The organism is Oricola sp. (assembly GCF_965230365.1).
Classification (GTDB): Bacteria; Pseudomonadota; Alphaproteobacteria; order Rhizobiales; family Rhizobiaceae; genus Oricola.
This window is the reverse complement of sequence record NZ_OZ246003.1, coordinates 2,421,853-2,443,296: the sequence shown is the minus strand read 5'-3', so window position 1 is coordinate 2,443,296 and position 21,444 is coordinate 2,421,853. Positions and strand designations below refer to the sequence as shown.

Below are 21,444 nucleotides of genomic sequence, written 5' to 3'. Positions count from 1 at the left end.
ATCGAGACGGCATGTCTCGTATCCACGCTCGTAGCCGCGCGCCTCGGCGGCCTGCAGTTCCGCCTGTGACGCGCCGGTCGGCTTCTTGCGTAGTTCGGCTTGAAGGTCGGCGATCTGTTTTTTCAACAGCTTCGGATCGTTGTCCTTGGCTTCCTGTTCGATGGTGCCAAGTTTTTCGACGATCTCGCTCAGGTCGATCTCGTCAAGCGCCTGCTGATGCGCGGTCGGTTTGCCGGTGTCGAATGTCGACGCCAGCGGAAAATGACTGCGTGCAAGCATGTCGATGCCGGGTGCCCACACCCACGCATCGCCGGTCGGCAGCGACGCCAACGATGCGATGATCTCCTTGCCGGTGTCAGGATCCGCGCACTCGGCGATCCAGTCCTTGATGGCTCCCCGGTCCTGCGGCGCGATGAGGCGCATGGCGATCAGCGTTTCGACCTGGGTCAGGCTGTCCTTGTGCAGCTTTGCCGGCCGCTGGCTGATCATGATGATGCGAAGACCTATACCGCGCCCAAGGCTGACCAGGTTATTGGCGGCGTGCAGCATGGCACCAGAGCGCGGATCGTTGACGCGCCCCTGTGGCGCGAACAGATGCGCTTCGTCGATGATCAGATGCAGGTCACCGCGATTGACGCTGAGAAGCTGCTCGGCGAAGCCGGAGAAGAACTCCGTGCGCTCCGCCACCTTCATTACGCGTGTGTCGATGATTGCCGATGTCGATGTCGTACCGATGGCTTCGGCGACCGCCGCACCATGCGCGCGGCCAACCGGCACATCAGCGTGATGCCCACCGAAGATCACCGGATGAAGGTTTGAAGCGCCGGCGCCATCGGCTGCAAGACGCAGCCCCCACCACGTCCCGGTCGGGTCAATGACGCAGACGCGTTTTCCCGAACTCATGAGGTGTTCAGCGACCGTCTTGGCGGCATTGGATTTGCCGGAGCCGGTCTTGCCCAGGATTGCAATATGCCGGTCGAGAACGATCGGCGGCAGAAGGGTGTGTCCATCGCTCAAAAGCCCGCCTCCTCCAAGAATCTGTCGAGGCCTTCCGGCTCGTCGGGGTGTAGGAAATAATACCTGATCTCTTGCCAGTTGCGCATCTGCAATTGTTCCAGCGTGATGAGTGCGTGCTGCGTGCGCTCCTGCACCAGGTCGGCGCCGACCTTCTGCGCCAGACGCTGGATCTTGCGCCGGCGGCGGCGGAGCTGGTGGTAGCGGTGGCGCAGCGATGACGGCACGAGTCGCCAATGGTCGCGGCAGACAATCTCGTAACCTTCGGGATACTGATCGGCCGGTACAGTCCGCCGGCAGCCCGGAACAAGGCAGGTGATGCGATCGGTCATGGCTTCTCGACCCGCAACTTGGCGAAGGAGATCGCGCGCATGTCCTCCAAGTGTCGCGCCAGCGCATCGAATTCGGTTTGCGAGGAATCGTGCCCGGTCGGGCGCAGCCCAATTCGCCATGCCTCGTCAAGCGCCGACTGCAGGAAACCGGTAGCGCCGCCCGGAGATTGGTAGAATCCGCCCTTAAGCGTTGGATCAATGACAAGACCGTGCTCGGCTTGAAGTTCCAGCGTGAACGGCTTGACCAATTCCCGTCGACCGTCTTCACGCTGGAAACCCATGTAGAGATTGCCATCACCACCGAAAATTGTGGGCTCGAATTGAAACTCCCACTTCCCTTTGATGTTCATGTTGTCTCCATCTGGTCGATATTCTGCCGATGATTTTTGCGTGCGCTCTACGCCGCAAGGCTGATGATCTGGGCGTGGAATTTCTGCTCCGGCTCGAAATTGATCCGTTCGCCCTCCCGTATCTCCCGTCGAATGCGCTCGATGCGTGGACCTTGCTGCATCTCAAGGATGCGAGACATCAGGCTATCGACTGTATCTTCGGGAACGATCAGTTGCTGTGTCCGCACCAAGGCCGGAACGAAGTGCGCATAGTCCTCCAAAGAGGTAATCTTGCGCTGGACCATCATCGGCTGGGCGTCGATGGGCCGGAAGTCGGCCATGTAGCCGCCCTCGCGCATCACGTCGATCTTGTGGCTTAGAAGTTGAACCGGGAGCGTTGGCAGGGCAGCCATCGGATCGTGGGCATATCTCATGTAATCCCACTCGACCTCTGCGGTGATCCCTACGATGTCCAAGCGTTCGTTCCTTATGGCGAGACGCATGGACCGTCGCTCGAACGATTGTTCAGCGCTCAGGGACCAGCCTTGCTGCTGGAGCGCGAAAGTGTTGCTACGCCACCCCGCCCAATGGACTTCCACCGGGCGGGATAGCATTCGGTTATCGAAGTCCATCAGCCGCGGATGTCCCGGAGCAAGACCTCGTATTCTTCTTTGGCGTTTCGTAGGATCGCCTCAGCGTCCTCGATCCGCTGGAGGGCGGTCTTGATCTTCTTTTTGGCGTCCTCTGCCTTCTTGTTTGCGATCTCTTTTCTCGCCTCGGCCTCAACGGCTTTGATGTCGAACATGTCAGTTGATCCTTTCGAGTTGGTTGGCCAGGTTTTGCTCAAATCGTCACTTCCCTTTCATGGCACCTCCAGTGCATCGATGTTCCGCTGGTGAACGGTGAAGGTGTAGGCGGCGACCCATGGGTTGCCGAAGACGCGGTACGGCTTGCCCCGATAGGTCGGCGGACGCGGGTTCGTGTCCCACGGATAAGCGACGTAGGAGACGATGCACTTCTTGCCGTCGACGCGGCCATAGACGGGGAGTTGGGCGCGGGGCATTAATCGGATTCCTGTTCTTGCAGGGCGCGGAACAGAGCGAGCAAAAGGGCAATGGCGGGGGTTGCGCCCTTACCCGATCCGGCAAAGATTAGATCGTCACCATCGGCTGATGCGACGTATTCGGCTGATGCGAGGTATTCGCCGCACCATTTTTCAACTCTCAAATCGCATTCCGCCAGCATGCGCTCACACAGGGCAATGGTGGCGTCGAGGGAGTCGGTGTAGCGGGGAATGTCGTCGCGGCCTGTGCTGAAATTTCGCTGGTGCTTGCCAGGATCAATTGTCCCGATGCATTCTCGAAACTTACCGGTGTCAGCGATCAGAAGGTTGTTTCGATTATAGGCAAGTTCCCAGCCGTAGACGGCAGCGTATACGAAAACGTCCAGTTCCCGATCCGCCCTGTCCGCCTTCTCCAGCCTCGAAATGATGGGGGTGTAGTCAGCCATCGTCTTCTCCGTTGAGTTCGGAGAGGGTGGCCGCAGCACCTTTTCTAGTAGCTTCATCAGTCGATTGATGCGCTATGCTTTCCAGCGCAGCCTTCGCCTGTTCCAGTTGGCGCAATGTTTCAATCAGCTTGTCGTGTTCGCGCTGCATGATCTGATGCGCTTCGTGTTCATCGGCTTCCGCTTCCTCCCGCGCCTTGCGCTCGGCTTCGAGGGTGCGGCTACCGTCCACAAAACCTGAGCGATATGCTGTTTCGACAAGCGTTGGCACGCCGTGTTTATCGCCGTATTCCTGCACATCCGCGGGAACGGGTATGTCTTGCTTGTCAGGCATCGGGGTGTCCTTCAGTGTTCGGTTTCGGTGGCGCGGATCCCACGCGCCTCCTGCTTTGCCCCGCAGATAGAGATGGACGCGACCGGCTTTCGGAGACGTGGCGCTAAGCGCTGTGCCGGGCATTCGGGCGAGCCCTCCCGTTTCTCCATCCAGGGCCGCCCGTTCTGATTGACCCATGCCTTCAAGGTTCATCGCGTCCAGGTTTGCTCCAAATTCGACGGTCATCGTGTCCTGCTTCCGTTGACGAACTCCATCGAACCGCCGCCGGCTTCTTCCGACATATCCACTCCGAGCCTTGGGCCGGTTCGTCCGAAGGTTGGAAAGTCCTGCCAGCGCTGACCGTCGAGTTTGTCGCCGGACCGGTCCGCGCCGACGAAGGCGGAAGGCGGTGTTCCGTCAAACCATTTGTGCCAGCGCAGTTTTTTCGGCGCGTCCTTGGTCAGACGCAGCGTGATGTCCGCGCCGTCGCGATAGCCCGGTGCCCACGCGCCCCATTGCTTGAAGAAGAAGGCGACATCATAAAGCCCGCAATTCCGCTGCACGCGGCGCACCCAACGGGGGTGTAGCGGCCGCGCGAACCGACCGCTTTCGCCGCCGACGATGATCCAGTCGAGAAGCCGCAACGCAATCGGAGGATAGACGGTCCCCCGCTCGACCATGGGCACCACACCTTGCAGGTCACCGATATCTACCGGTTTGACGATGTGGATTTCCTCAAGCATCGGCTCCATCGAGATGCCGATCCACGGAATGCCGTGTTTCAGTTTCAGCGCGATCAGCCGCGGCACGTCGCGGTCCCATTCCGTCTGGGTGCATATCGTTACCATCAGGCCGACATGCTGCGGCCAGCCGCCGGCGAGCCAGTGCGCAGGCGCCAGCTTCTCCACGTTGGTAAGCCGCTTGGTGACGATCTGGATGTCGAGATCCGGCGCGTTCTCGATCTCCGAACACGCGGCGACGCGCCATGCGCGATCGACCTCATTGTCAAAGAAGTCGGACATCGAATGCAGGAACACCCGCCGGTGGCGAAAGTACTTCGACATCCAGGCACCATGGCCGCGTTGCAGTTTGCGCAGCATCGCCGGCGCACCCTTGATCCAGCGTCGCGGCGCGCCCGGACCCCACTGGCCGTTGCCGCGCCAGTTGTTCATGTCACGGGCATAGCAGTTGTCGCAGCCCGGCCCGGCTTCGGAGCAGCCCCACCAGAAACTGACGGTCGCGTCGGTCCACGCGATGGCGGTGTGTTCAGCCATCGGCACTGTCCTCCGAGCCCAGCCTGTTCATCTCCTCCAAGCAATCTTTCGCCATGTCGAGAACGCGGCGCGCGACGTCGAACAGCGGGCGCACACGCGCGTTCACTTCCTCCATCGGACTGATGGGACTGGCGGCAAGTTCCTGTTCGATCTTCTCCATGAGAAGCTTGTGAACATCGTTGAGCGCGGTACGCCTGGCATTGATGATGTTGAACCGCAGCTCGAGCGGCACAGCCTTTGACGGCGAAGGATGGATCATCATTCCTCCACCAGATCGATATCCGGATCCTGTTCCTGGTGGTCCAGCAACCGGGCGCGGTATGGCGAGATATAAGGCCGGTTCGCCCGCATCACGGCTTGCTCGTCGGTGACCACATAGGAGAACACCGCACCGCCGCCATAGTAACGTGTGGTCCAGCGGGAGATACCGTAGCTGGACTCGCCCGTTTCGGCATCGGTCGAAACATGCGAAAGCGTTGGCACGTCGATGCGCAGCATCTTGGAGCCGAAGCGTTCTTCCTCGCGCGCCCGGCCGGCATGGGTGCGGTGGCCGAAGATCTCGATGATTGCCCATTCGAAGCCGTCCGGATCCTTTGCATCGGGATCCAGCGAGGCTTCCTCGAAGCCATCCTCGATATCGCGGTCAAACTCGGTCTCCATTTCTTTCTCCTTCTTCGAAACCTCAATGTTGCAGGAATGCGATGTTGGTCTTGCCCTGCCAGCACAAAGCGCATGTGCTGCAACTCTCCGCCTGCCCCGTCTGCGCCGGGCAGATCACCGCATCGGCCGGTTTCTGCAGGGGGTGCTCGATGCTCGCCGTGGCGAGTTCGTCGATATTCGCGTTGGAGAACCGCATCGCGAAACGCGGCCAGAGGCGCAGCGTAAGCGCCACCAGTTCGCGGCAGATCGGATCATCGCCATCGATCCGCGCGGTAAAACCGAAGACATGCAGTTTCGGATGGGCGTCGAGCAGCCGCTTCCACACGCGCACATAGTCGACGCTGTAGAAGTCGCCGGCGATGTGCAGCCGGACCAGGATGCCACCCGGAAACTGGCGCATGAGACCGCCAATCTCGAGCGGTAACAGCTTCTCCAGATCCTCACCGTGGCGGAAACGTTTCAGGAAGTGCATGTTGTTGGCGTAACAGCTCCGCCAATGCCGGCAGGTGGCCGGACATGTCGCCCGTTCTTCCAGAGCGAGCGTGAAAATGGGCATTCCCTTCAACGAGCCCTTTCGGACGACGCCGCCGATCTTGCGGTTGTTGCGGGCCGGAATCAGGCAACGCGGATGATCGCGCGGCGAAACCACAGTCGAAGTGTAGACCGTGCGTTTTTCCGTCAACGCCGGATTATTGACCGGGAGCAACGTCGCGGATTTGTCGCCGACGAGATGGCTGCCATGCCGCGCCACGGCCTTTCTCGTCTTGCGGGCCTTGCGCTTGCCGCGCAGAATGCCTGGTGCGCCCCTGCCCCGCCGCGGCAGGCCCAACCGGTCAATCGTCGCGTCCACCGTCGCCTTGGAGCAATCGGCCTGCGCGGCAATGTAGTCGATCGGCTTTTTGGCGGTATAGAGATTGAGGATCAGCGCGTCGCGTTCGGATAGCGGCCGCTCATTCGGGTGCAACGCCACCACGGTCTGCGTCAGGTCGGGGAGAATCCGTCCGCTCACGCTGTGATGCCCCCGATTCCGCCCGGTGCGCCAAAGTCACGGGTCATGCCACCACCTCTTCTGCCGCGATGGTCTTCCGGCGCCGACGATCGCTCTTGACGATGGCGCTGGCCATGCGCTCAAGCCCGACAATCTCCCCATGCCGGCCCTTCCGGAGTTTGTTCTTGTAGCGCGCGAGAAGGACGCGGATTTCGCATCCACGGCTGGTCTCGTCGCAATCGGCCAGCCGACAATGGAAACAGGGATGGTCGTTCACTTTGCGCCTCCCTTCTCGACGGCGCGCCAGATCTTCGTCACGCTGCGATTGATCGCAGCGAATTCGCGCTGCCGTTCGATGTCTGTTGGGAACATGAGGTAGGTTTCGCCTTCGAGATCGACGGCCTTGCTGGCTTCGAAGACCTCGTGCGTAAGATGCTTCTTGTATTCGGCGAGCCGGAACTTGACATAGCCACTCAGGCACCAGAACCAGCAGATGAATATCACCGCTAAGAGTGCGGTATGCGTCAGCACTTCGGCCACATGGGTCAGGTTTGACGTCACCGCTTCGGCCAATCGAAAGCCGTATATCGGGATCAGCCAGATACCGAGATACTGCACGATGGCACGCCCGTTCATGCCGTCCCTCCCTCGCCGTCTGCGATGACGCGCGCGCCGGTTCCGGCCTGTGCATAGGCAAGGCGCAGTTCCTCGGCGCGATGGGCGATATAGTTCAAGAAACCGGTGGCCATGTCTGGTGACATGTTCGCCACGAGTTGCGCCAGCGCGCGCGCGAATCCCTCCATGACCGCGCTCGCGGATCGCGCTCCTTCGTCATGCTCGTTGTTCAGCGCTTCGATGATGCAGCGGTGATAGCGCTCGGCATCGTCCATCGAGCCGTTCTTGACGAGCATCGCTTTCATGGCTTCGAAGACGGCCATATCCTGGGCGAGGTCATCGATGGGGCGATTGGTCATCGGGTTGCCTCCAATTGGTCGAACAGCGGTCCGCCGGCGGCCTGGCGATCGAGAGCGGCAGCACAAGCCGGGTTGATCCAAAGCACCTCGGTGCGTTCGCGCGCGCCATCGGCATGGGCCAGCCTCTCGACCCGCCGCCAGCCGGCCAGCGCGGCGTCGTAGAGCGGGTGCGGATAGCCCGACAGCACCACCATGCCGGCCAAGCCGTCGAGGAACGCCAGCAGCCGTTCGTGGTCTTTGCGGCTCAGCTCATGACGATACATCCGCCAAGCCAGATCGTATTTGTTTCCGCGCGCGCGGGTCTCCGGCAGATAGGGCGGATCGACGTAATGCAGTGTCTCGCCGCTGTCATGCGCGGCCATGACATCGCGCGCGTCGCGGTTCTCGATAACCACGCCGGCAAGCCGTTCCACGAACCGGCCGATGTGGTCCGCCCAATTCGCCCAATCCCCCGCCGGCGTCGTACCGCGCCTGTTGGAGTTGGCCCGGAACCCGGTCGACCGGTGCCCCTTGTGCTGTGAGGCATGCGCATTGGAACCGAAGCCCATGGCGGCGCGGACCACCAGGCGACGCGCCTTTTCGACCGGATCGTCGGTTGCCTCATAGGCCGCGTTGAATTCGCTGCGCGCGAATGGCGTCAGGCGGATGCGCCGCTCGAATTCATCTGCGGTTACGGGATCCCGCAAGACCCGGAACAGCGTCACCACCTCGTCGTCCAGATCGTTCCAGACCTCGGCATAGACCTGCGGCTTGCGCATCAGCACGGATCCGCCACCACCGAACGGTTCGACATAAATCCGGTGCGGTGGGAAATGGCCGACGATCCAGGGCGCCAATAGCCACTTGCCGCCGTGCCAGCGCAGAACCGGTCGTGTCGGAGAAGTGTTCATCCCACCGCCTCCCGTTCCAAGATGTGAAGCCGTCGACGCTTGGTGACGCCGCAAAACCGCCAACCCGCGCACTTGAAACAGTAGCCGGGATTGGCACTCGCGATCTTGCGTGGATCGACATAGGTGTAATGGCGCTCACCGGGCCAGCGCTGGTCGGCTATGGCGTCGGCCGCGCGGATTAGATGGCTCGATAAACCGGCACCCTCGTTTCGAAAGATTGCGCAGTTCACACCCAACTGCCCATCACCGCTGATGAACCGGCGCCAGGCGAACAGGGCTCGCGCACACGGCGTCAGCAGAACGCACTTCTCGCCCGGGCCGACGTAAAGCAACGGCTTTCGACCATCGGCGTAACGGTAGCGAGAGTAATGGCGGTCGAAGAGAGCGCGTCCGGTGTCGTTTCCGTCGCGAACCTCAATCCAGACATCTTTCTGGAATGGCAGGAATGGTTGAACACTCATTCAGCCGCCTCCCGAAACGCGGATTCCTCGGAGACCGGCGGTGCGGCGTCTGCCATGATCGCGCTGACGCAGGCCTTCATCTTCGCCACCGAAACCGCGTTGCCGATCTGCTTGATTTGCTCGGTCTTGGTGCCCGCGAACTCGTAGGCGCGGTCCTCGTCGTTGAAGCCCATCGCTGCGGCCAGCTCGTGCGGTTCGAGCATACGGAACAGGATGTCGAACTCGTCGGAAGGCTCGCAAAGCGCGAACTCACCGCCCTTGGCGGTAGTCAGCGTCGGGATCGGATCGGCCACGTCGCGGGCGTTGTTGCCGCCCTTGGAGTGCGTGACGGGAACGACCATGCCGAGATGGCTTTTGGTGCGGATCGAATCCAGCGGCTCATCGGCAGGCTTGCAGGTCTCGCCGGAACCCGAACCATAGTAGGGCGCGATCAGCGCATGCGCCCCGCCCGTAGGCGCCGTCGGGATAGGCTCGCTGACCGGGCGCGGCGATCCGCCAGAAGCTTGCGACAGAACGAACGGCTCCACCACCGCATAAGCGCTGCCGTCGCCATGGACGGTACCGAGCGGATCTTCGACATTGTGCGCGCGCCGGCTGTTCGGGTCTCTCTCGCGCGGATCGTTGCCATGCGCCACGGTGACCAGCATCGGCCGTGCGCATCCCTGCCGCTGTTCGGATGCCGCGCCGCCGGTCGTGATGGTCGGCAACGGATCGTCTGCCGAGCGGGGAGCGCCGCTGTTGTGTTGCGAGAGGATGACGGGTTCGGCGACCGCCACCTGGCTGCCGCCTGCAGTAATCGTCGGAAGTGGGTCGGCTACAGGTCTTGGGCGAGGCCCTGCACCCTCCTTTCCGTGGCGCGGCGAGATTATCACTGGCTCAGCCAAGCCAATGTGATTGCCGCTTGCCGCGATGGTCGGGATCGGCACATCCAGCCCCTGTGCGCTCATGTGATTGCGCAGGACCACCAGGAACGGCTCTGGCCATCCGAATTTCACGGCACCGGCATGGATGCGCGCCAGCGTCTTCGGCGCCAAGGGCTTCTTGCGGTTGAAGATGGACTTGCCCTTGATCGACCAGTCGATGATTTCGCGCGCCGGCTTCCAGGGCTTCGCATCCGGGAACAGTTCCGCGCCGATCGCTGAGCGCTTGCGATACGCCTGCATCGGCCAGTGCACCGTCTTGCGGTCGGAACGGGCCATGAGGATGAACCGCTGGCGCGTGGTCGCATCGCCATAGTCGGCCGCGTTGAGCTTGCGCCATTCCGGTTCAAAACCGAGACGTTTGATGGTCTCGATCCATGCATGGAAATATTCGCCCTTGCGGGACTTGATCGGCTTGCCGGTGCGGGCGTTGACCGGCCCCCAATGAATGAATTCCCACACATTCTCGATGATGACCCGCTTGACGCGCAACTCGGTCAGCCAGGTGATGATGTGCCACGGATCTGAACGCTGCTGATCCGAAGTGGGTTTCCCGCCGCGCGCGACGGAAAAGTATGTGCATGTCGGCGATGCCATCAGCAGGTCGAGATAACCTTCCGGCACCAATAGATGCGGACGGGCCGTCGCGATGTCCTGAACGTAGTGACGGGCTTCGGGATGGTTGCGCTGGTGCGTGTCGATCGCTGTCGGCCAGTGATTGACGCAGACCAGTTCCATCTCGAGGCCGAGTTCGGCGAGCGCGCGCCGGCATCCCGTCGACGAACCACCGGCACCGCAAAGCAGGTCGGCGACCAGCATTTTGCGCTTGCCGCGGCTCATGCGTTGTCCCCGGAATCGGGGCGTATATCGCCAATTGTTGCACAGTATGTTGCACAGTATCCCGCTTTCGCAGGAGCCGATAAGCCACGGAAACCGGCTAAGGTACTGAATTTACTGCCGACACGGGGGTGGTTGGTGGAGCGGGCGAAGGGAATCGAACCCTCGTCGTAAGCTTGGGAAGCTTCTGCTCTGCCATTGAGCTACGCCCGCCTGCCCTATAGGTAGTTTGAAACAGCCACGACAATCAATGGAAATCGCCCGTGGGGCCGAATCGCCAAGGAGAATAACCATGCGCAAGGCCCTTATCGCCTGGGGTGGTTGGGAAGGCCACGAGCCGGAAGGCTGGGCAAAGGCGATCGGCGGCATGCTCGCCGACGATGGCTTCGATGTACGGATCGAGAGCGGAACGGCCGCATTCGCGGATCCGGCGCTCGCAGATTTTCATCTCATCGTGCCGGCCTTTACCGACACGACTATCGAGAAGGCCGAACTCGACAATCTGACGGCGGCCGTGCGCGGCGGCGTCGGTCTCGGCGGCTGCCACGGCGGCATGGGCGATTCATTCCGCAACGCGGTCGAATACCAATACATGGTTGGCGGCCAGTGGGTGGCCCATCCGGGCGATGTCATCGACTATCGCGTCGATGTCGTCAGGCCCGACGACCCGGTGATGAACGGCATCGCCTCCTTCGCTTACCGCTCGGAGCAGTATTACATGCATGTCGATCCATCGAACGAGGTGCTCGCGACCACAACCTTTGACGGTACTTATGACGACTCGATCGACGGCGTCACAATCCCGGTCGTCTGGAAGCGCAAGCATGGCAAGGGCCGCGTCTTCTATTCATCGCTCGGCCATTCGCTGAAGGAATTCGACATTCCCCAGACGAACATGATCCTGCGGCGCGGGCTGAACTGGGCAGCGCGGATCTGACCGACCGGCAATCTGATTGGTTACTGGCAGGCTAGCCCGCGGCTTCCACATCCGCCTCGTCTACACTCAATTGTGCCAGTCGCGGCATCAGCTCCAGCAATTCGGCCGTATAGGGGTGCTGCGGCGCCTTGAACAGGCTCTCGGTGTCCTGCACCTCGATCAGCTGGCCCTGCTTCATCACGCCGACACGGTCGCACATCTGCCGGACCACGGGCAGGTCATGGCTAATGAACAACATGGTCAGCCCCAGATACTCCTGCAGATCCTTCAATATGTTGAGAATCTGCGCCTGGATCGACACGTCGAGCGCACTGGTCGGCTCGTCGCAGATCAGGAACCGGGGCTGGGTTGCGAGCGCGCGCGCGATCGAGATGCGCTGGCGCTGACCGCCGGAAAATTCGTGCGGGAACTTGCGCCAGGCATCCTTCGACAATCCGACGCGATCCAGCAGTTCCCGTACCCGTGTCTCGGCCGCACTGCCGGTCAGGATCTTGTGGTGCAAAAGCGGCTCGGCGACAATGTCGCCGACCCGCATACGCGGGTTCAGGCTGGAGAATGGATCCTGGAAGATCATCTGGATTTGTCGCCGGTAGCGCGCGATACCCGCCGCGTCCATCGCGGTCGTCTCTTCCCCGTCAAAGAAAATCTTGCCGCCGTCCGTCGGATAAAGCGTAGCGATCATGCGCGCCACGGTGGACTTGCCCGAACCGCTTTCGCCAACCAGTCCGAAGACCTCGCCGTCCCTGATATCGAACGAAACCTTGTCGACCGCGGTAAAAAACCGCCGTTGTGACGGGATGATCGACGAGCGCTCGATGAACTCCTTGGTGATCCCCTGGACCTCAAGCAGCTTCCCGGATGTCGAAGACGCGGACTTTTTCCAGTTGCGCGCCAGATCCTCGATCTTGAACGTTGTCTCGCGCCCGCCATAGCTGACCTGCGGAAAGCGGTGCAGCTTCACTTGCGGCCGGGGAACGGCGGAGATCAGCGACTTGGTGTATTCATGTGTCGGAGAGCCGAGGATCTTGTCGGTCGGCCCGCTTTCGACAACCTGTCCGGCATACATGACCGTGACCTGTTCGGTCGTATCGGCGATCACGCCCATGTCATGGGTTACCAGGATCACGCCGACTTCCCGCTCGGCCGCCAGTTCCTTGATCAGGTCCAGAACCTGCGCCTGGATGGATACATCGAGCGCGGTCGTCGGCTCGTCGGCGACAATGACCGAGGGCTCCGAACACAAGGCCAGCGCGATGACGACCCGCTGCCGCATGCCCCCGGAAAACTGATGCGGATACTGGTTGAAGCGTTCTGTCGGGTTCGGAATCGACACCCGTTCCAGCAGCGCCAGCGCGCGGTCCCGCGCTTCGGTCGCACTGACGTTGAGATGCAACTGGATGGTCTCGACAAGCTGCTCGCCGACCGTGAAAAGCGGGTTCAGGGAGGTCAGCGGGTCCTGGAAGATCATGCCGATCTTGCTGCCGCGGATCTGGCGCTTCTCCTCGGCATCCAGAAGATCGATCCGCTGATCTTTCAGCCAGATCTCGCCGGATGCAATGTGCGCTGGCGGATCTAGCAACCCGATGATCGCGTTTCCTGTCATTGACTTGCCGGCGCCGCTTTCGCCGACAACGCCGCGAATCTCGCCGGGGCGGATGTCGTAGCTGACATTCTGCACCGGTTTGACGATGCCGTGGCGGGTGGGAATCTCGACCGTCAGGTCGCGGATGGAAAGAACTGGATCGGTCATTTTAGTCGCGGGTTCAATGCGTCGCGGAGCCAGTCGCCAAGCAGGTTGACGCTGAGCGCAAGCCCGAGAAGGGTGCAGGCCGGGAAGAACAGTATCCACCACTCTCCGGAGAACAAAAAGCCCTGGCCGATACGGATCAGCGTGCCAAGCGATGGCTGCGTCGGCGGCGCGCCGACACCGAGGAAGCTCAGCGTCGCTTCGGCGATGATCGCCAGCGCCAGCGATATCGTGGCAATGACCAGCACCGGCGACAGAATGTTTGGCAGGATGTGGCGTACCATGATCGCGAAAGGCCGGCGGCCGATCAGTCGCGCTGCAGCGACGTAGTCCTTGCTTTTTTCGACTAATGTCGCGCCGCGCACCACGCGCGCGAATTGCACCCAGTCGCTCAGCCCGATGGCGAGGATCAAGACCCAGATTGCCATCTGGTCGCGGTACTCCACCGGTGTGATCCCCTTGGCGATCCCGAAGATCAGCATGGCGACGAGGATAGACGGGAAGGTCAGCTGAACATCGGCGGCGCGCATGATGATGCTCTCGGTCCAGCCACCGAAATAGCCCGCAAGCAGCCCGAGCACGATACCGAGGACAACCGCGAACAGCACCGCCGCGAAACCGACAAAGAGCGAGATGCGCATTCCGTAAAGAATGGTCGAAAACACATCGCGGCCCTGATCGTCAGCGCCCATGATGAAGGTCGCGCCGGTGAAGGCATTGGCCTCCATCGGCGGCGTAAAGCCGTTCATCAGGTTGAGCGTCGACGGATCGAACGGGTTCGTTGTCGCTACAATCGGCGCGAAGACTGCCGCGAGTATCAGCGTCAAAGAGACGACCGCCGATACGAGCGCCACCGGCGAGCGTAGGAACGCATACATGAAATCGCTGTCGAGCGCGCGGCGCAGGCGCGAATTTGCACCTGGCGTCGTCTCTCTTGCGACCGGCGAAGCGGGGTCTTGGGAAGTCATGGACCGGATACCCTTATGCGCGGATCGATGAAGGCATAGAGAATGTCGACCAAAAGGTTGATAAGGACGAACATCACCGAAATCATCATCAGGTAGGCCGCCATCACGGGGATATCGACGAACTGGATTGCATTGATGAACAGGAGACCGAGGCCGGGCCACTGGAACACGGTTTCGGTGATGATGGCGAAGGCGATAATCGCGCCAAGCTGCAGGCCGATAACGGTGATCACCGGCACCATCGTGTTCTTCAGCGCATGGCGGAAATTGATCGTTCGGTCGCTCAATCCCCTCGCCCGCGCAAACCGGATGTAGTCCTGCCGCAGAACCTCCAGCATCTCGGAGCGAACAAGCCGCATAATCAAGGTCATCTGGTAGAGGCCGAGCGTGATCATCGGCAGGACAAGCGACTTGATACCGCTCTCGGTCAGCAGACCAGTCGACCACCAGCCGATCTTCACGACTTCGCCGCGGCCGAAGCTGGGCAGCCAGCCCAGTTCGACCGAGAACAGGTAGATCAGCAGGATTCCGATCAAGAAGGTCGGCAGGGAAACGCCGACCAGCGACGCCGACATGATGAAATTCGCGACAAAGCCGTCACGCCTGATCGCGGTAAAGACACCGAGCACGACGCCAAGCAACACGGCGAAAACCGCCGAGACGGCAGCCAGCTCCAAGGTGGCCGGCGCGCGTTCCGAAATGATCTCCGACACCTCGCGCCCCTGCCGGTAGCTGATGCCGAAATCGCCCTGGGCCGCGCCTTGCAGGAACCTGAAGTACTGCACCGGTATCGGCTGATCGAGGCCGAGCTGCGTGCGCATGCGCTCGATGTCCGCCATCGTGCGCTCCTGCCCCAGCATGTTGTCGATGGGATCGCCCACAAAGCGAAACATCGAGAATGCGATGACACCGGTGATCAGCAGAACCAGTATGGACTGCCCGATACGTCTGATGATGAATGGAAGCATCTGCGCCCACCGTCCCCTGCGAACCTGATCGGAAACAGCCGCGGCAAACTGTGTTGCCTGGTTCGCTCGGTCGACCGAATTACGTTGGCTCGAAACAGCGGGAAAACCGAAGCTTGCCCAACCGGTAGCCCCGCATTACGAATGAAGGCCGCCCGCAAACCGGGCGGCCTTTCGTCATTACTTCATCGTGAAGTACTTGACCTTCGGCTGATCCTCCGGATCGACGTCGATCCCGACACCCTCGGCCATGCCCCAGTTCAGAACCTGGTGGTGGATCGGGATATAGAGTTGCTCATCCTGAACCACGCGCCAGATGGCGGCGATATCGGCGTTCCGGCCTTCCAGGTCGGTGTTGGAAGCCAGCGACTTGATCTTGGCGTCGATACCGTCGTTGTCGAAACCGGTACCGTTCCAGGTGCCGATGTCGCTTTCACGGCCATGCACGAGGAAGTTGAAGATGTACTCGGAATCGTAGGTCGGCACGCCCCAACCCAGCATGTAGAAGTCGGTCTTGCCGTCGGTGATCAGCGGGAAGTGCTGCGCCTTGGGCTTGGCGTCGAGGTTCACCTTGACGCCGATGCCGCCAAGCATACCGACAGCGGCCTGACAGATCGCCTCATCGTTGATGTAGCGGTCGTTCGGGCAGTCGAGGCGGATCGAGAAGCCGTCGGCATAGCCTGCTTCGGCCATCAGGGCCTTGGCCGCTTCGATGTCGGTCGAGCTTTCCGCGTCCATCTCGGCCGTCCAGCCATTGACGAAGGGCGGCGCAATCATGCCGGCCGGCTGCGACTGGCCGCGCATGACGACCTTTTGAATGGCGTCGCGGTTGATCGCCATCGACATTGCCTTGCGCACTTTGACATCGGCCAGCGGGTTTGCGCCGGACACATCGTCAGCCTCGATATCGTCGGCACCCTGGTTCATGCCGAAGAAGATCACGCGGTTCTGCGGAGCCTGCTTGACCATCAGCCCATCGGCATCGTTGACACGCGTCAGATCCTGCACCGGCATATCCTGCAGGAAGTTGATCTCACCCGACAGCATCGCTGCAACGCGTGTCGCAGCGTTCTGGATCGGCGTGTAGATGATCTCGCTGACTTCCAGAGGGAACTGGTCGCGGCCCCAGTAGTCCTCGTTGCGGGCCATGACGGTTTTGACGTCCTGCTCGCGGCTTACGAGTTTGTAGGGTCCGGTGCCGTTGACATTGGTCGTGGCAAAAGTGATTTCGCCGCCCTCAAAATCCTGCACCTGGACAGCGTTGTTGGCCTCGGTCCAACCCTTGTCCATGATGAACAGGTTGGTGAGGTTGGAAGTCAGGATCGGGTTCGGGCCGTCCGTTTCCATCTCGACCGTGTAGTCGTCGACAGCGCGCACTTCCTTGATCGAGCCGATCAGCTCCTTCATATCGGAGTTCGGCTGCTTGGCGCGCTCAAAGGAGAACACGACGTCTTCGGCGGTAAAGTCGGAACCGTCGTGGAATTTTACGCCTTGGCGGAGGTTGAAGACCCAGACGTTTGGATTGTCGGCGCTCGGCGCCCAATCCGTTGCCAAAGCTGCCTCGAAAGCACCCGTGGTGTCACGGATAATCAGCGGCTCGTACATCTGGTGGCGGATCGTGTGTGTCGGGCCCTCGTTTTGCGAATGCGGATCGAGTGTCAGGGCGTCGCCTGCCCGCGCCCAGCGCAGCGTTTCGGCATTGGCCAACGCCGTCGTCGACAGAAGCGCGGAGACCGCCAGCAAAGTAGTGATTTTAGTCATAAGGACCTCTCTGTTGAGCTCAGGCGACGGGCAATATCCACCGCTCTGGCCGCATGCTGCGTGATGGGCCGTGTGTTTGTTTGATCGCCGAACCATCTCTCCCGATCGGCGCAAACCCACGTCCCTGTGGGGCCGCGTCATCCCTTCGAAACCGACCCTGTGGTCGGAATTCTCAATGGATGCAACTCGCGAAACAATGGCTTCTCAACTTTTTGTTCGTTTGGCAAACAATTTCGGCCCAGAACCGGGTTTTTCGCGTGACGGAACGTCGCTTGATGCAACTATCTCAACAAATGCGCAAACGTCTTCCCTTAGGGGAGGTTTTCGAGAAAAAGTTGTTCTGAATACTCGCCCGATCTGCGGCCTGAATCCTTGACAAGATGCGTGCCTTGGCGTTGCGCTTCTTCGAAGCGGTTACGCCTGAAGAGATCGCGCTGCTGCTGGAAGCAGCCGAACAGCCGCAAAGCGGGCATTCATCGCGTAGCGATACCGGAATCCGGTGCTGTCAGGCTACGCCCGCGCCTTCACGACCTTGCCTTCCTGGACGACGAGCGGGATGCGCTCGCCCTGCCCCGACAAGACGGAGATATCGGCAAGCGGATCGCCATCGACAAGGATCAGGTCGGCGGTCATGCCCGGCGCGACGCGACCCAGATCGTCACGGCGCAGGATTTCGGCGTTGACCGATGTGGCCGAGCGCAATACGTCGGCGGCAGGCAAGACCTGGGTACGCAGGCCGAATTCGACCGATTGGTCCTGATGCATCCACCCCAGGAGATCGGTGCCGTATCCCATCGGCACCCCTGCCCGCTGCAGGATTTCCAGCGATGCCAATCCCGCGTCGCGGACCTTACGGTTCTTCACCCGGTTATCAGGTCCCAGCCCGATCGCATCGGCATGGCGATCCAGGCAATCATAGATCACCAGTGTTGGCACGGCATATCGGCCAAGGTCTTTGAGGATTCCGGCGACACGGTCGTCGATCAGGTTGCAATGCTCCAGCGTGCGCACGCCATTGACGGCGGCATGCTCGATGGCGCGGGCCGTATAGGTGTGCGCGGCGACATAGGTGCAGGAAGTTTCAGCCACGGCGACGATCGCCTGGATCTCTTCCGGCGTAAACTGGATCCAGTCGATCGGGTCCGTTGGTGTCGCGACCCCGCCATTGGCCATGATCTTCACGAAATCGGCACCGAGCCGCAATTCGTCGCGCGCCGCCGCCAGACACGCCGGCACGCCATCGACAATGCGCCCAAGTCCCGCCGTGTGGCGCCGCTGCAGATCGCCCAGATCGGTGCGGGAAGAGCCACGGAAGTCGGTGTGGCCGCCGGTCTGGCCGAGCGCCTTGCCGGACACCGACAGGCGCGGACCGCGAATCAAGCCCTCCTTCTGGGCCCGTTTGTGGCCGGCGTCGCCGCCGCCGACATCGCGCACCGTCGTGAAGCCGCGATCCAGCATCTCGCCGAGAAGCCGCGCAGTCCAATGGCTGACATAGGAAACCGGCATCGCCTCGAGCGCAGCCAGATTCGGCGTGGCAGCGGTGATGTGGACATGAGCATCGATCAAACCGGGCATCAGGGTCTTGCCGGTTGCATCGATTTCCATATCGGCCGCGGCCGAGATCGCCGTTTCGGAGACTTCGACGATTTTGCCGTCTGCCACCAGGACATGAACGCCGCGCGCCAGTTCGTCCGTAACCCCGTCGAACAAATCGCAGTTCTGAAACTTCAACCGCATCAACCGTTCCCCTTTTCTTTTCGTTTCGCGGGACCTTATACGGTGTCCATAACGTAAGAAAACACTTTCCTTGCATTTTCATATGGTTATGATCCGCCGCTAACGAGGGGACAATGACAGAACTTTTACGCGTCGCCGATGTGCGTCGCTCTTTTTATGGCGTTCAGGCACTGACCGGTGCGAGTTTTTCGGTCCGGCCGGGCACGATCACGGGACTGATCGGACCAAACGGCGCCGGCAAGACCACGGTTTTCAATGCGATTTCCGGCGTGATCCCCGCCGAATCGGGCAGCATCACGTTCGACGGTACCGACATCACGAAAGCCCGCCCGGAAGATATCAGCCGTCTCGGCCTCGTACGCACTTTCCAGATCGCGCGCGGCTTTCCGAAACTCACCGTGCTGGAAACGCTACTGCTGCATGGCGACGACCAGCCGGGCGAGACACTTCCCATCGCACTGTTCAGGCCCGGAGTGTCAGCTGCGCGCGAACGCGCCCTGATCGAACGGGCGAAACAGGTGGCGCAGCGCCTCAAACTGTCGCACGTTCTGGGCAACCTGTCGTCGGACCTGTCCGGCGGCCAGAAGAAACTTCTGGAGATCGGACGCGCGCTGATGGCGCGCCCAAAGCTGATCCTGCTCGACGAACCCGTCGCGGGCGTCAATCCGACACTGACCGGTGAGATCGCGGACCGGATTCGCGAACTGCGCGATGAGGGCCTGACCTTCCTCGTCGTTGAGCACGACATGGGGCTTGTCGCTCGGCTCTGCGATCCGGTGATCGTCATGGCCAACGGCGCCAAACTCGCGGAGGGCACATTCGATGAGGTCGCCGCAAACCATACCGTCCAGGACGCATATCTCGGGGTACGTGCATAGTGTTGCAGATTAGCAATGTCTCCGGCGGCTACGGGCGCAATGACCTGATCCTCAAGGGTGTGTCCGCGGATGCTTCAAGCGGCGAGATCGTCGCGATTGTCGGTCCGAACGGCGCCGGCAAATCGACTCTGCTGAAAGCCATCGCCGGGCAGTTGCCGGTTGCCAATGGCAGCATTCGGCTGAACGAAAAGGAACTGATGGGGCTGCGCCCCCGCCATGTCGCGCTGGCCGGCGTGAGCTACGTTCCACAGGAAGCAAATGTCTTCGCCTCGATGACCGTGCGCGAGAACCTGGAGATCGGTGCAACGCTGGCGCCAGACAGAAATGGCGTCGACCGAATGCTCGACCGGTTTCCGATCCTGCGCGAGAAGCGGCGCGATTCCGCGCGCACGCTTTCCGGCGGACAGCGGCAGATTCTTGCGATGGCAATTGCGATGATGACCGCGCCGCAACTTCTGCTGCTCGACGAGCCAAGCGCCGGCCTGTCGCCGATCGCAGCAACCGAACTATTCGCGACTATTCGCGAGATCGCGGCGGGAGGCGTTGCCATCGTCTTGGTCGAACAGAACGCCCTGGAGGCGCTGGACTTGGCCCATCGGGCCTATATCCTCGCTGCAGGGGCTAATCACAAATCGGGTACGGGAGCCGAACTGGCCGCGGATCCGGATATTCGCCGCACCTTCTTGGGCGGTTGATGAAAGAGGGAGACTGCACATGACTATTTTTACTCGCCGAACTTTTCTCGGCACGACAGCGGCGGTACTCGCGGCACCAGCCATCGTCAGGGCGCAGGGCGCGCCGATCCACCTTGGCACGCTGACCCCGCTGACCGGTGTCGGCGGTAGTTATGGACCGTCGATGCGCGACGCCATGGCTGGCGTTGTGTCAGCGGTCAATGAGGCCGGCGGCGTTCTCGGCCGCCAGATCGAGCTGATCTCCGAAGACACGCAGACCTCGCCTGAAGCAGCAGTTCGCGCAGCGCGCAAACTGATCGATGTGGACGGCGTTTCGGCGATCATGGGTACCTGGGCGTCCTCGGTCACCACCGCCATTGCGCCGCTTTGCTGGGAATCCAAGACCATGCTCTTCTGCGTGTCGGGCGCCGACAGCATCACCGAACTGCCCCATCTGGGCTTCATCGCGCGCACCCAGCCCAACTCGAAGCTGCAGATCCGCGTTGCCGGCAAGTTCATGATCGACGAAGGCGCCAAATCGATGGCCTGGATCGGGCCGCAAACGCCGTTCGCCGCCTCGTCTATCGAGATCCTGCGCGAGATCGCCGGCGCCAATGGCGCATCGATGGAAGACCTGATCTACGAAGCCGACAAGTCGACCTACCGCTCTGAGGTTGACCAAATCCTGCGCAGCAAGCCGGATTTCATCATGTTGGGCGGTTACGCTGCGGATTCCACCGTGCTGCTGCGCGACATCTGGCAGGCCGGTTACGAAGGCAAGATCATTGGGCCGGCCTATGCCGTCAACAAGACGTTGATGGATGCCCTGCCCGCCGAGGTGCTGGAAGGCGTCTTTACCTGGGAAGGCGCGCCGGCAGTCGACAGCAGTGCCTATTCCCGCGTTCAGAAGATCCTCGGCGTCGACGATGTCGATCCCTATTCGGCGCAGACCTACGACCACGCCAACCTCGCCATTCTGTCGATGGCGGCGGCTGGCGACGCCAGCGGTGACGCGATCCGCGGCTCGTTGCGCACGATCAGCCAGGGCGATGGCCAGTCGGTCGACAACGCGGTCGACGGTCTTGCGGCACTTGCCGGCGGCATCAATTACTCCGGCGCATCGGGCGCTTGCGATTTCGACGAAATCGGCGACATCACCGGCACCCAGTTCATCTTCAAGATGATCAAGGGCGGTGCCACCGGCGTCTACAAGCGCGTCTGACACGAGACACGCGGCGGGGCCAGGCCCCGCCGCTTTTTTTATGGACCAGCTTCCTAA

The 21,444-nt window shown here is 61.3% G+C and carries 27 protein-coding genes, 1 tRNA gene and 1 pseudogene; 5 read left to right on the top strand and 24 right to left on the bottom strand.

All coding sequences use genetic code 11. The annotated features are described in order from the left end of the window. Nucleotides 1–99: 99 nt before the first annotated feature. A complete protein-coding gene (locus ACO06R_RS11785; protein WP_421849835.1) occupies nucleotides 100–819 on the top strand; it encodes a hypothetical protein in 720 nt (239 codons plus the stop codon). Nucleotides 820–873: 54 nt separating this feature from the next. On the opposite strand, the pseudogene ACO06R_RS11780 reads toward ACO06R_RS11785, so the two are convergent. From ACO06R_RS11780 to ACO06R_RS11690, 19 genes and pseudogenes are all read right to left on the bottom strand, one after another. Further along, nucleotides 874–1,017 (bottom strand): annotated as a pseudogene (locus ACO06R_RS11780) (helicase HerA domain-containing protein); the annotation flags it as partial. Next, nucleotides 1,014–1,346: a hypothetical protein gene (locus ACO06R_RS11775; RefSeq protein ID WP_421849832.1), complete on the bottom strand. Its 333-nt coding sequence runs from the start codon at nucleotides 1,344–1,346 to the stop codon at nucleotides 1,014–1,016. The gene ACO06R_RS11775 and the pseudogene ACO06R_RS11780, both read right to left, overlap by 4 nt. Next, the gene (locus tag ACO06R_RS11770; protein ID WP_421849829.1) at nucleotides 1,343–1,696 is read right to left on the bottom strand and encodes a hypothetical protein; all 354 of its coding nucleotides are present in this window, start codon (nucleotides 1,694–1,696) and stop codon (nucleotides 1,343–1,345) included. The genes ACO06R_RS11775 and ACO06R_RS11770 overlap by 4 nt, the downstream gene beginning before the upstream one ends. A 47-nt stretch (nucleotides 1,697–1,743) precedes the next feature. Further along, nucleotides 1,744–2,307, bottom strand: a complete 564-nt coding sequence (locus tag ACO06R_RS11765) for a hypothetical protein (RefSeq protein ID WP_421849826.1) — start codon at nucleotides 2,305–2,307, stop codon at nucleotides 1,744–1,746. Continuing rightward, the gene (locus ACO06R_RS11760; RefSeq protein WP_421849823.1) at nucleotides 2,307–2,480 is read right to left on the bottom strand and encodes a hypothetical protein; all 174 of its coding nucleotides are present in this window, start codon (nucleotides 2,478–2,480) and stop codon (nucleotides 2,307–2,309) included. Before ACO06R_RS11760 ends, ACO06R_RS11765 begins: the two co-directional genes overlap by 1 nt. Before the next feature lie 57 nt (nucleotides 2,481–2,537). Beyond that, a complete protein-coding gene (locus ACO06R_RS11755) occupies nucleotides 2,538–2,738 on the bottom strand; it encodes a hypothetical protein (protein ID WP_421849819.1) in 201 nt (66 codons plus the stop codon). Then, nucleotides 2,738–3,184 carry a hypothetical protein gene (locus ACO06R_RS11750; RefSeq protein WP_421849815.1) on the bottom strand — a complete coding sequence of 149 codons (447 nt, stop codon included), beginning with the start codon at nucleotides 3,182–3,184 and terminating at the stop codon, nucleotides 2,738–2,740. The genes ACO06R_RS11755 and ACO06R_RS11750 overlap by 1 nt, the downstream gene beginning before the upstream one ends. Further along, nucleotides 3,177–3,740: a hypothetical protein gene (locus ACO06R_RS11745; protein WP_421849812.1), complete on the bottom strand. Its 564-nt coding sequence runs from the start codon at nucleotides 3,738–3,740 to the stop codon at nucleotides 3,177–3,179. The genes ACO06R_RS11750 and ACO06R_RS11745 overlap by 8 nt, the downstream gene beginning before the upstream one ends. Continuing rightward, a complete protein-coding gene (locus ACO06R_RS11740) occupies nucleotides 3,737–4,768 on the bottom strand; it encodes a DUF5131 family protein (protein ID WP_421849810.1) in 1,032 nt (343 codons plus the stop codon). The genes ACO06R_RS11745 and ACO06R_RS11740 overlap by 4 nt, the downstream gene beginning before the upstream one ends. Next, nucleotides 4,761–5,030 carry a hypothetical protein gene (locus ACO06R_RS11735; RefSeq protein WP_421849807.1) on the bottom strand — a complete coding sequence of 90 codons (270 nt, stop codon included), beginning with the start codon at nucleotides 5,028–5,030 and terminating at the stop codon, nucleotides 4,761–4,763. Before ACO06R_RS11735 ends, ACO06R_RS11740 begins: the two co-directional genes overlap by 8 nt. After that, entirely contained in the window at nucleotides 5,027–5,428 is a 402-nt protein-coding gene (locus tag ACO06R_RS11730) for a hypothetical protein (protein ID WP_421849804.1), read from the bottom strand. Before ACO06R_RS11730 ends, ACO06R_RS11735 begins: the two co-directional genes overlap by 4 nt. 22 nt (nucleotides 5,429–5,450) lie before the next feature. Beyond that, entirely contained in the window at nucleotides 5,451–6,437 is a 987-nt protein-coding gene (locus ACO06R_RS11725) for a GP88 family protein (RefSeq protein ID WP_421849801.1), read from the bottom strand. A 43-nt stretch (nucleotides 6,438–6,480) separates the two neighbouring features. Beyond that, nucleotides 6,481–6,693, bottom strand: coding sequence for a hypothetical protein (locus ACO06R_RS11720; protein ID WP_421849798.1), 213 nt, complete (start codon nucleotides 6,691–6,693; stop codon nucleotides 6,481–6,483). Beyond that, a complete protein-coding gene (locus ACO06R_RS11715; RefSeq protein ID WP_421849795.1) occupies nucleotides 6,690–7,052 on the bottom strand; it encodes a hypothetical protein in 363 nt (120 codons plus the stop codon). The genes ACO06R_RS11720 and ACO06R_RS11715 overlap by 4 nt, the downstream gene beginning before the upstream one ends. Continuing rightward, nucleotides 7,049–7,390, bottom strand: a complete 342-nt coding sequence (locus ACO06R_RS11710) for a hypothetical protein (RefSeq protein ID WP_421849792.1) — start codon at nucleotides 7,388–7,390, stop codon at nucleotides 7,049–7,051. The genes ACO06R_RS11715 and ACO06R_RS11710 overlap by 4 nt, the downstream gene beginning before the upstream one ends. After that, nucleotides 7,387–8,280: a DNA adenine methylase gene (locus ACO06R_RS11705; protein WP_421849789.1), complete on the bottom strand. Its 894-nt coding sequence runs from the start codon at nucleotides 8,278–8,280 to the stop codon at nucleotides 7,387–7,389. Before ACO06R_RS11705 ends, ACO06R_RS11710 begins: the two co-directional genes overlap by 4 nt. Beyond that, nucleotides 8,277–8,741, bottom strand: coding sequence for a hypothetical protein (locus ACO06R_RS11700; protein WP_421849786.1), 465 nt, complete (start codon nucleotides 8,739–8,741; stop codon nucleotides 8,277–8,279). Before ACO06R_RS11700 ends, ACO06R_RS11705 begins: the two co-directional genes overlap by 4 nt. Further along, nucleotides 8,738–10,501 (bottom strand): DNA cytosine methyltransferase, encoded by a 1,764-nt coding sequence (locus tag ACO06R_RS11695; protein WP_421849784.1) that lies wholly within the window; start codon nucleotides 10,499–10,501, stop codon nucleotides 8,738–8,740. Before ACO06R_RS11695 ends, ACO06R_RS11700 begins: the two co-directional genes overlap by 4 nt. Before the next feature lie 136 nt (nucleotides 10,502–10,637). Beyond that, a tRNA-Gly gene (locus ACO06R_RS11690) sits at nucleotides 10,638–10,711 on the bottom strand. Nucleotides 10,712–10,790: 79 nt separating this feature from the next. Here ACO06R_RS11690 and ACO06R_RS11685 point away from each other — a divergent pair. After that, the gene (locus ACO06R_RS11685; protein ID WP_421849781.1) at nucleotides 10,791–11,435 is read left to right on the top strand and encodes a ThuA domain-containing protein; all 645 of its coding nucleotides are present in this window, start codon (nucleotides 10,791–10,793) and stop codon (nucleotides 11,433–11,435) included. 31 nt (nucleotides 11,436–11,466) lie between these two features. Here ACO06R_RS11685 and ACO06R_RS11680 read toward each other — a convergent pair whose 3' ends face one another. The 5 genes from ACO06R_RS11680 to ACO06R_RS11660 all read right to left on the bottom strand — a co-directional run bounded on the left by ACO06R_RS11680 (nucleotide 11,467) and on the right by ACO06R_RS11660 (nucleotide 18,613). Continuing rightward, nucleotides 11,467–13,185 (bottom strand): dipeptide ABC transporter ATP-binding protein, encoded by a 1,719-nt coding sequence (locus tag ACO06R_RS11680; RefSeq protein WP_421849778.1) that lies wholly within the window; start codon nucleotides 13,183–13,185, stop codon nucleotides 11,467–11,469. Next, on the bottom strand, nucleotides 13,182–14,150 hold the full coding sequence (locus ACO06R_RS11675; protein ID WP_421849774.1) for an ABC transporter permease: 969 nt from the start codon (nucleotides 14,148–14,150) through the stop codon (nucleotides 13,182–13,184). The genes ACO06R_RS11680 and ACO06R_RS11675 overlap by 4 nt, the downstream gene beginning before the upstream one ends. Further along, nucleotides 14,147–15,118 (bottom strand): ABC transporter permease, encoded by a 972-nt coding sequence (locus ACO06R_RS11670; protein ID WP_421849771.1) that lies wholly within the window; start codon nucleotides 15,116–15,118, stop codon nucleotides 14,147–14,149. Before ACO06R_RS11670 ends, ACO06R_RS11675 begins: the two co-directional genes overlap by 4 nt. Before the next feature lie 177 nt (nucleotides 15,119–15,295). Beyond that, nucleotides 15,296–16,876: an ABC transporter substrate-binding protein gene (locus ACO06R_RS11665; protein WP_421849768.1), complete on the bottom strand. Its 1,581-nt coding sequence runs from the start codon at nucleotides 16,874–16,876 to the stop codon at nucleotides 15,296–15,298. A gap of 510 nt (nucleotides 16,877–17,386) precedes the next feature. Continuing rightward, complete coding sequence (locus tag ACO06R_RS11660) at nucleotides 17,387–18,613, bottom strand: amidohydrolase family protein (RefSeq protein ID WP_421849765.1); 1,227 nt, start codon at nucleotides 18,611–18,613, stop codon at nucleotides 17,387–17,389. A 113-nt stretch (nucleotides 18,614–18,726) separates the two neighbouring features. On the opposite strand from ACO06R_RS11660, the gene ACO06R_RS11655 reads away from it, so the two are divergent. Genes ACO06R_RS11655 through ACO06R_RS11645 form a run of 3 tightly spaced genes read left to right on the top strand, consistent with a single transcriptional unit; the run spans nucleotide 18,727 to nucleotide 21,387 of the window. Next, nucleotides 18,727–19,491, top strand: a complete 765-nt coding sequence (locus ACO06R_RS11655) for an ABC transporter ATP-binding protein (RefSeq protein ID WP_421849762.1) — start codon at nucleotides 18,727–18,729, stop codon at nucleotides 19,489–19,491. After that, nucleotides 19,491–20,186 carry an ABC transporter ATP-binding protein gene (locus tag ACO06R_RS11650; RefSeq protein ID WP_421849759.1) on the top strand — a complete coding sequence of 232 codons (696 nt, stop codon included), beginning with the start codon at nucleotides 19,491–19,493 and terminating at the stop codon, nucleotides 20,184–20,186. Before ACO06R_RS11655 ends, ACO06R_RS11650 begins: the two co-directional genes overlap by 1 nt. A 19-nt stretch (nucleotides 20,187–20,205) precedes the next feature. Next, nucleotides 20,206–21,387 carry an ABC transporter substrate-binding protein gene (locus tag ACO06R_RS11645; protein ID WP_421849756.1) on the top strand — a complete coding sequence of 394 codons (1,182 nt, stop codon included), beginning with the start codon at nucleotides 20,206–20,208 and terminating at the stop codon, nucleotides 21,385–21,387. The last annotated feature ends 57 nt before the right edge of the window (nucleotides 21,388–21,444 follow it).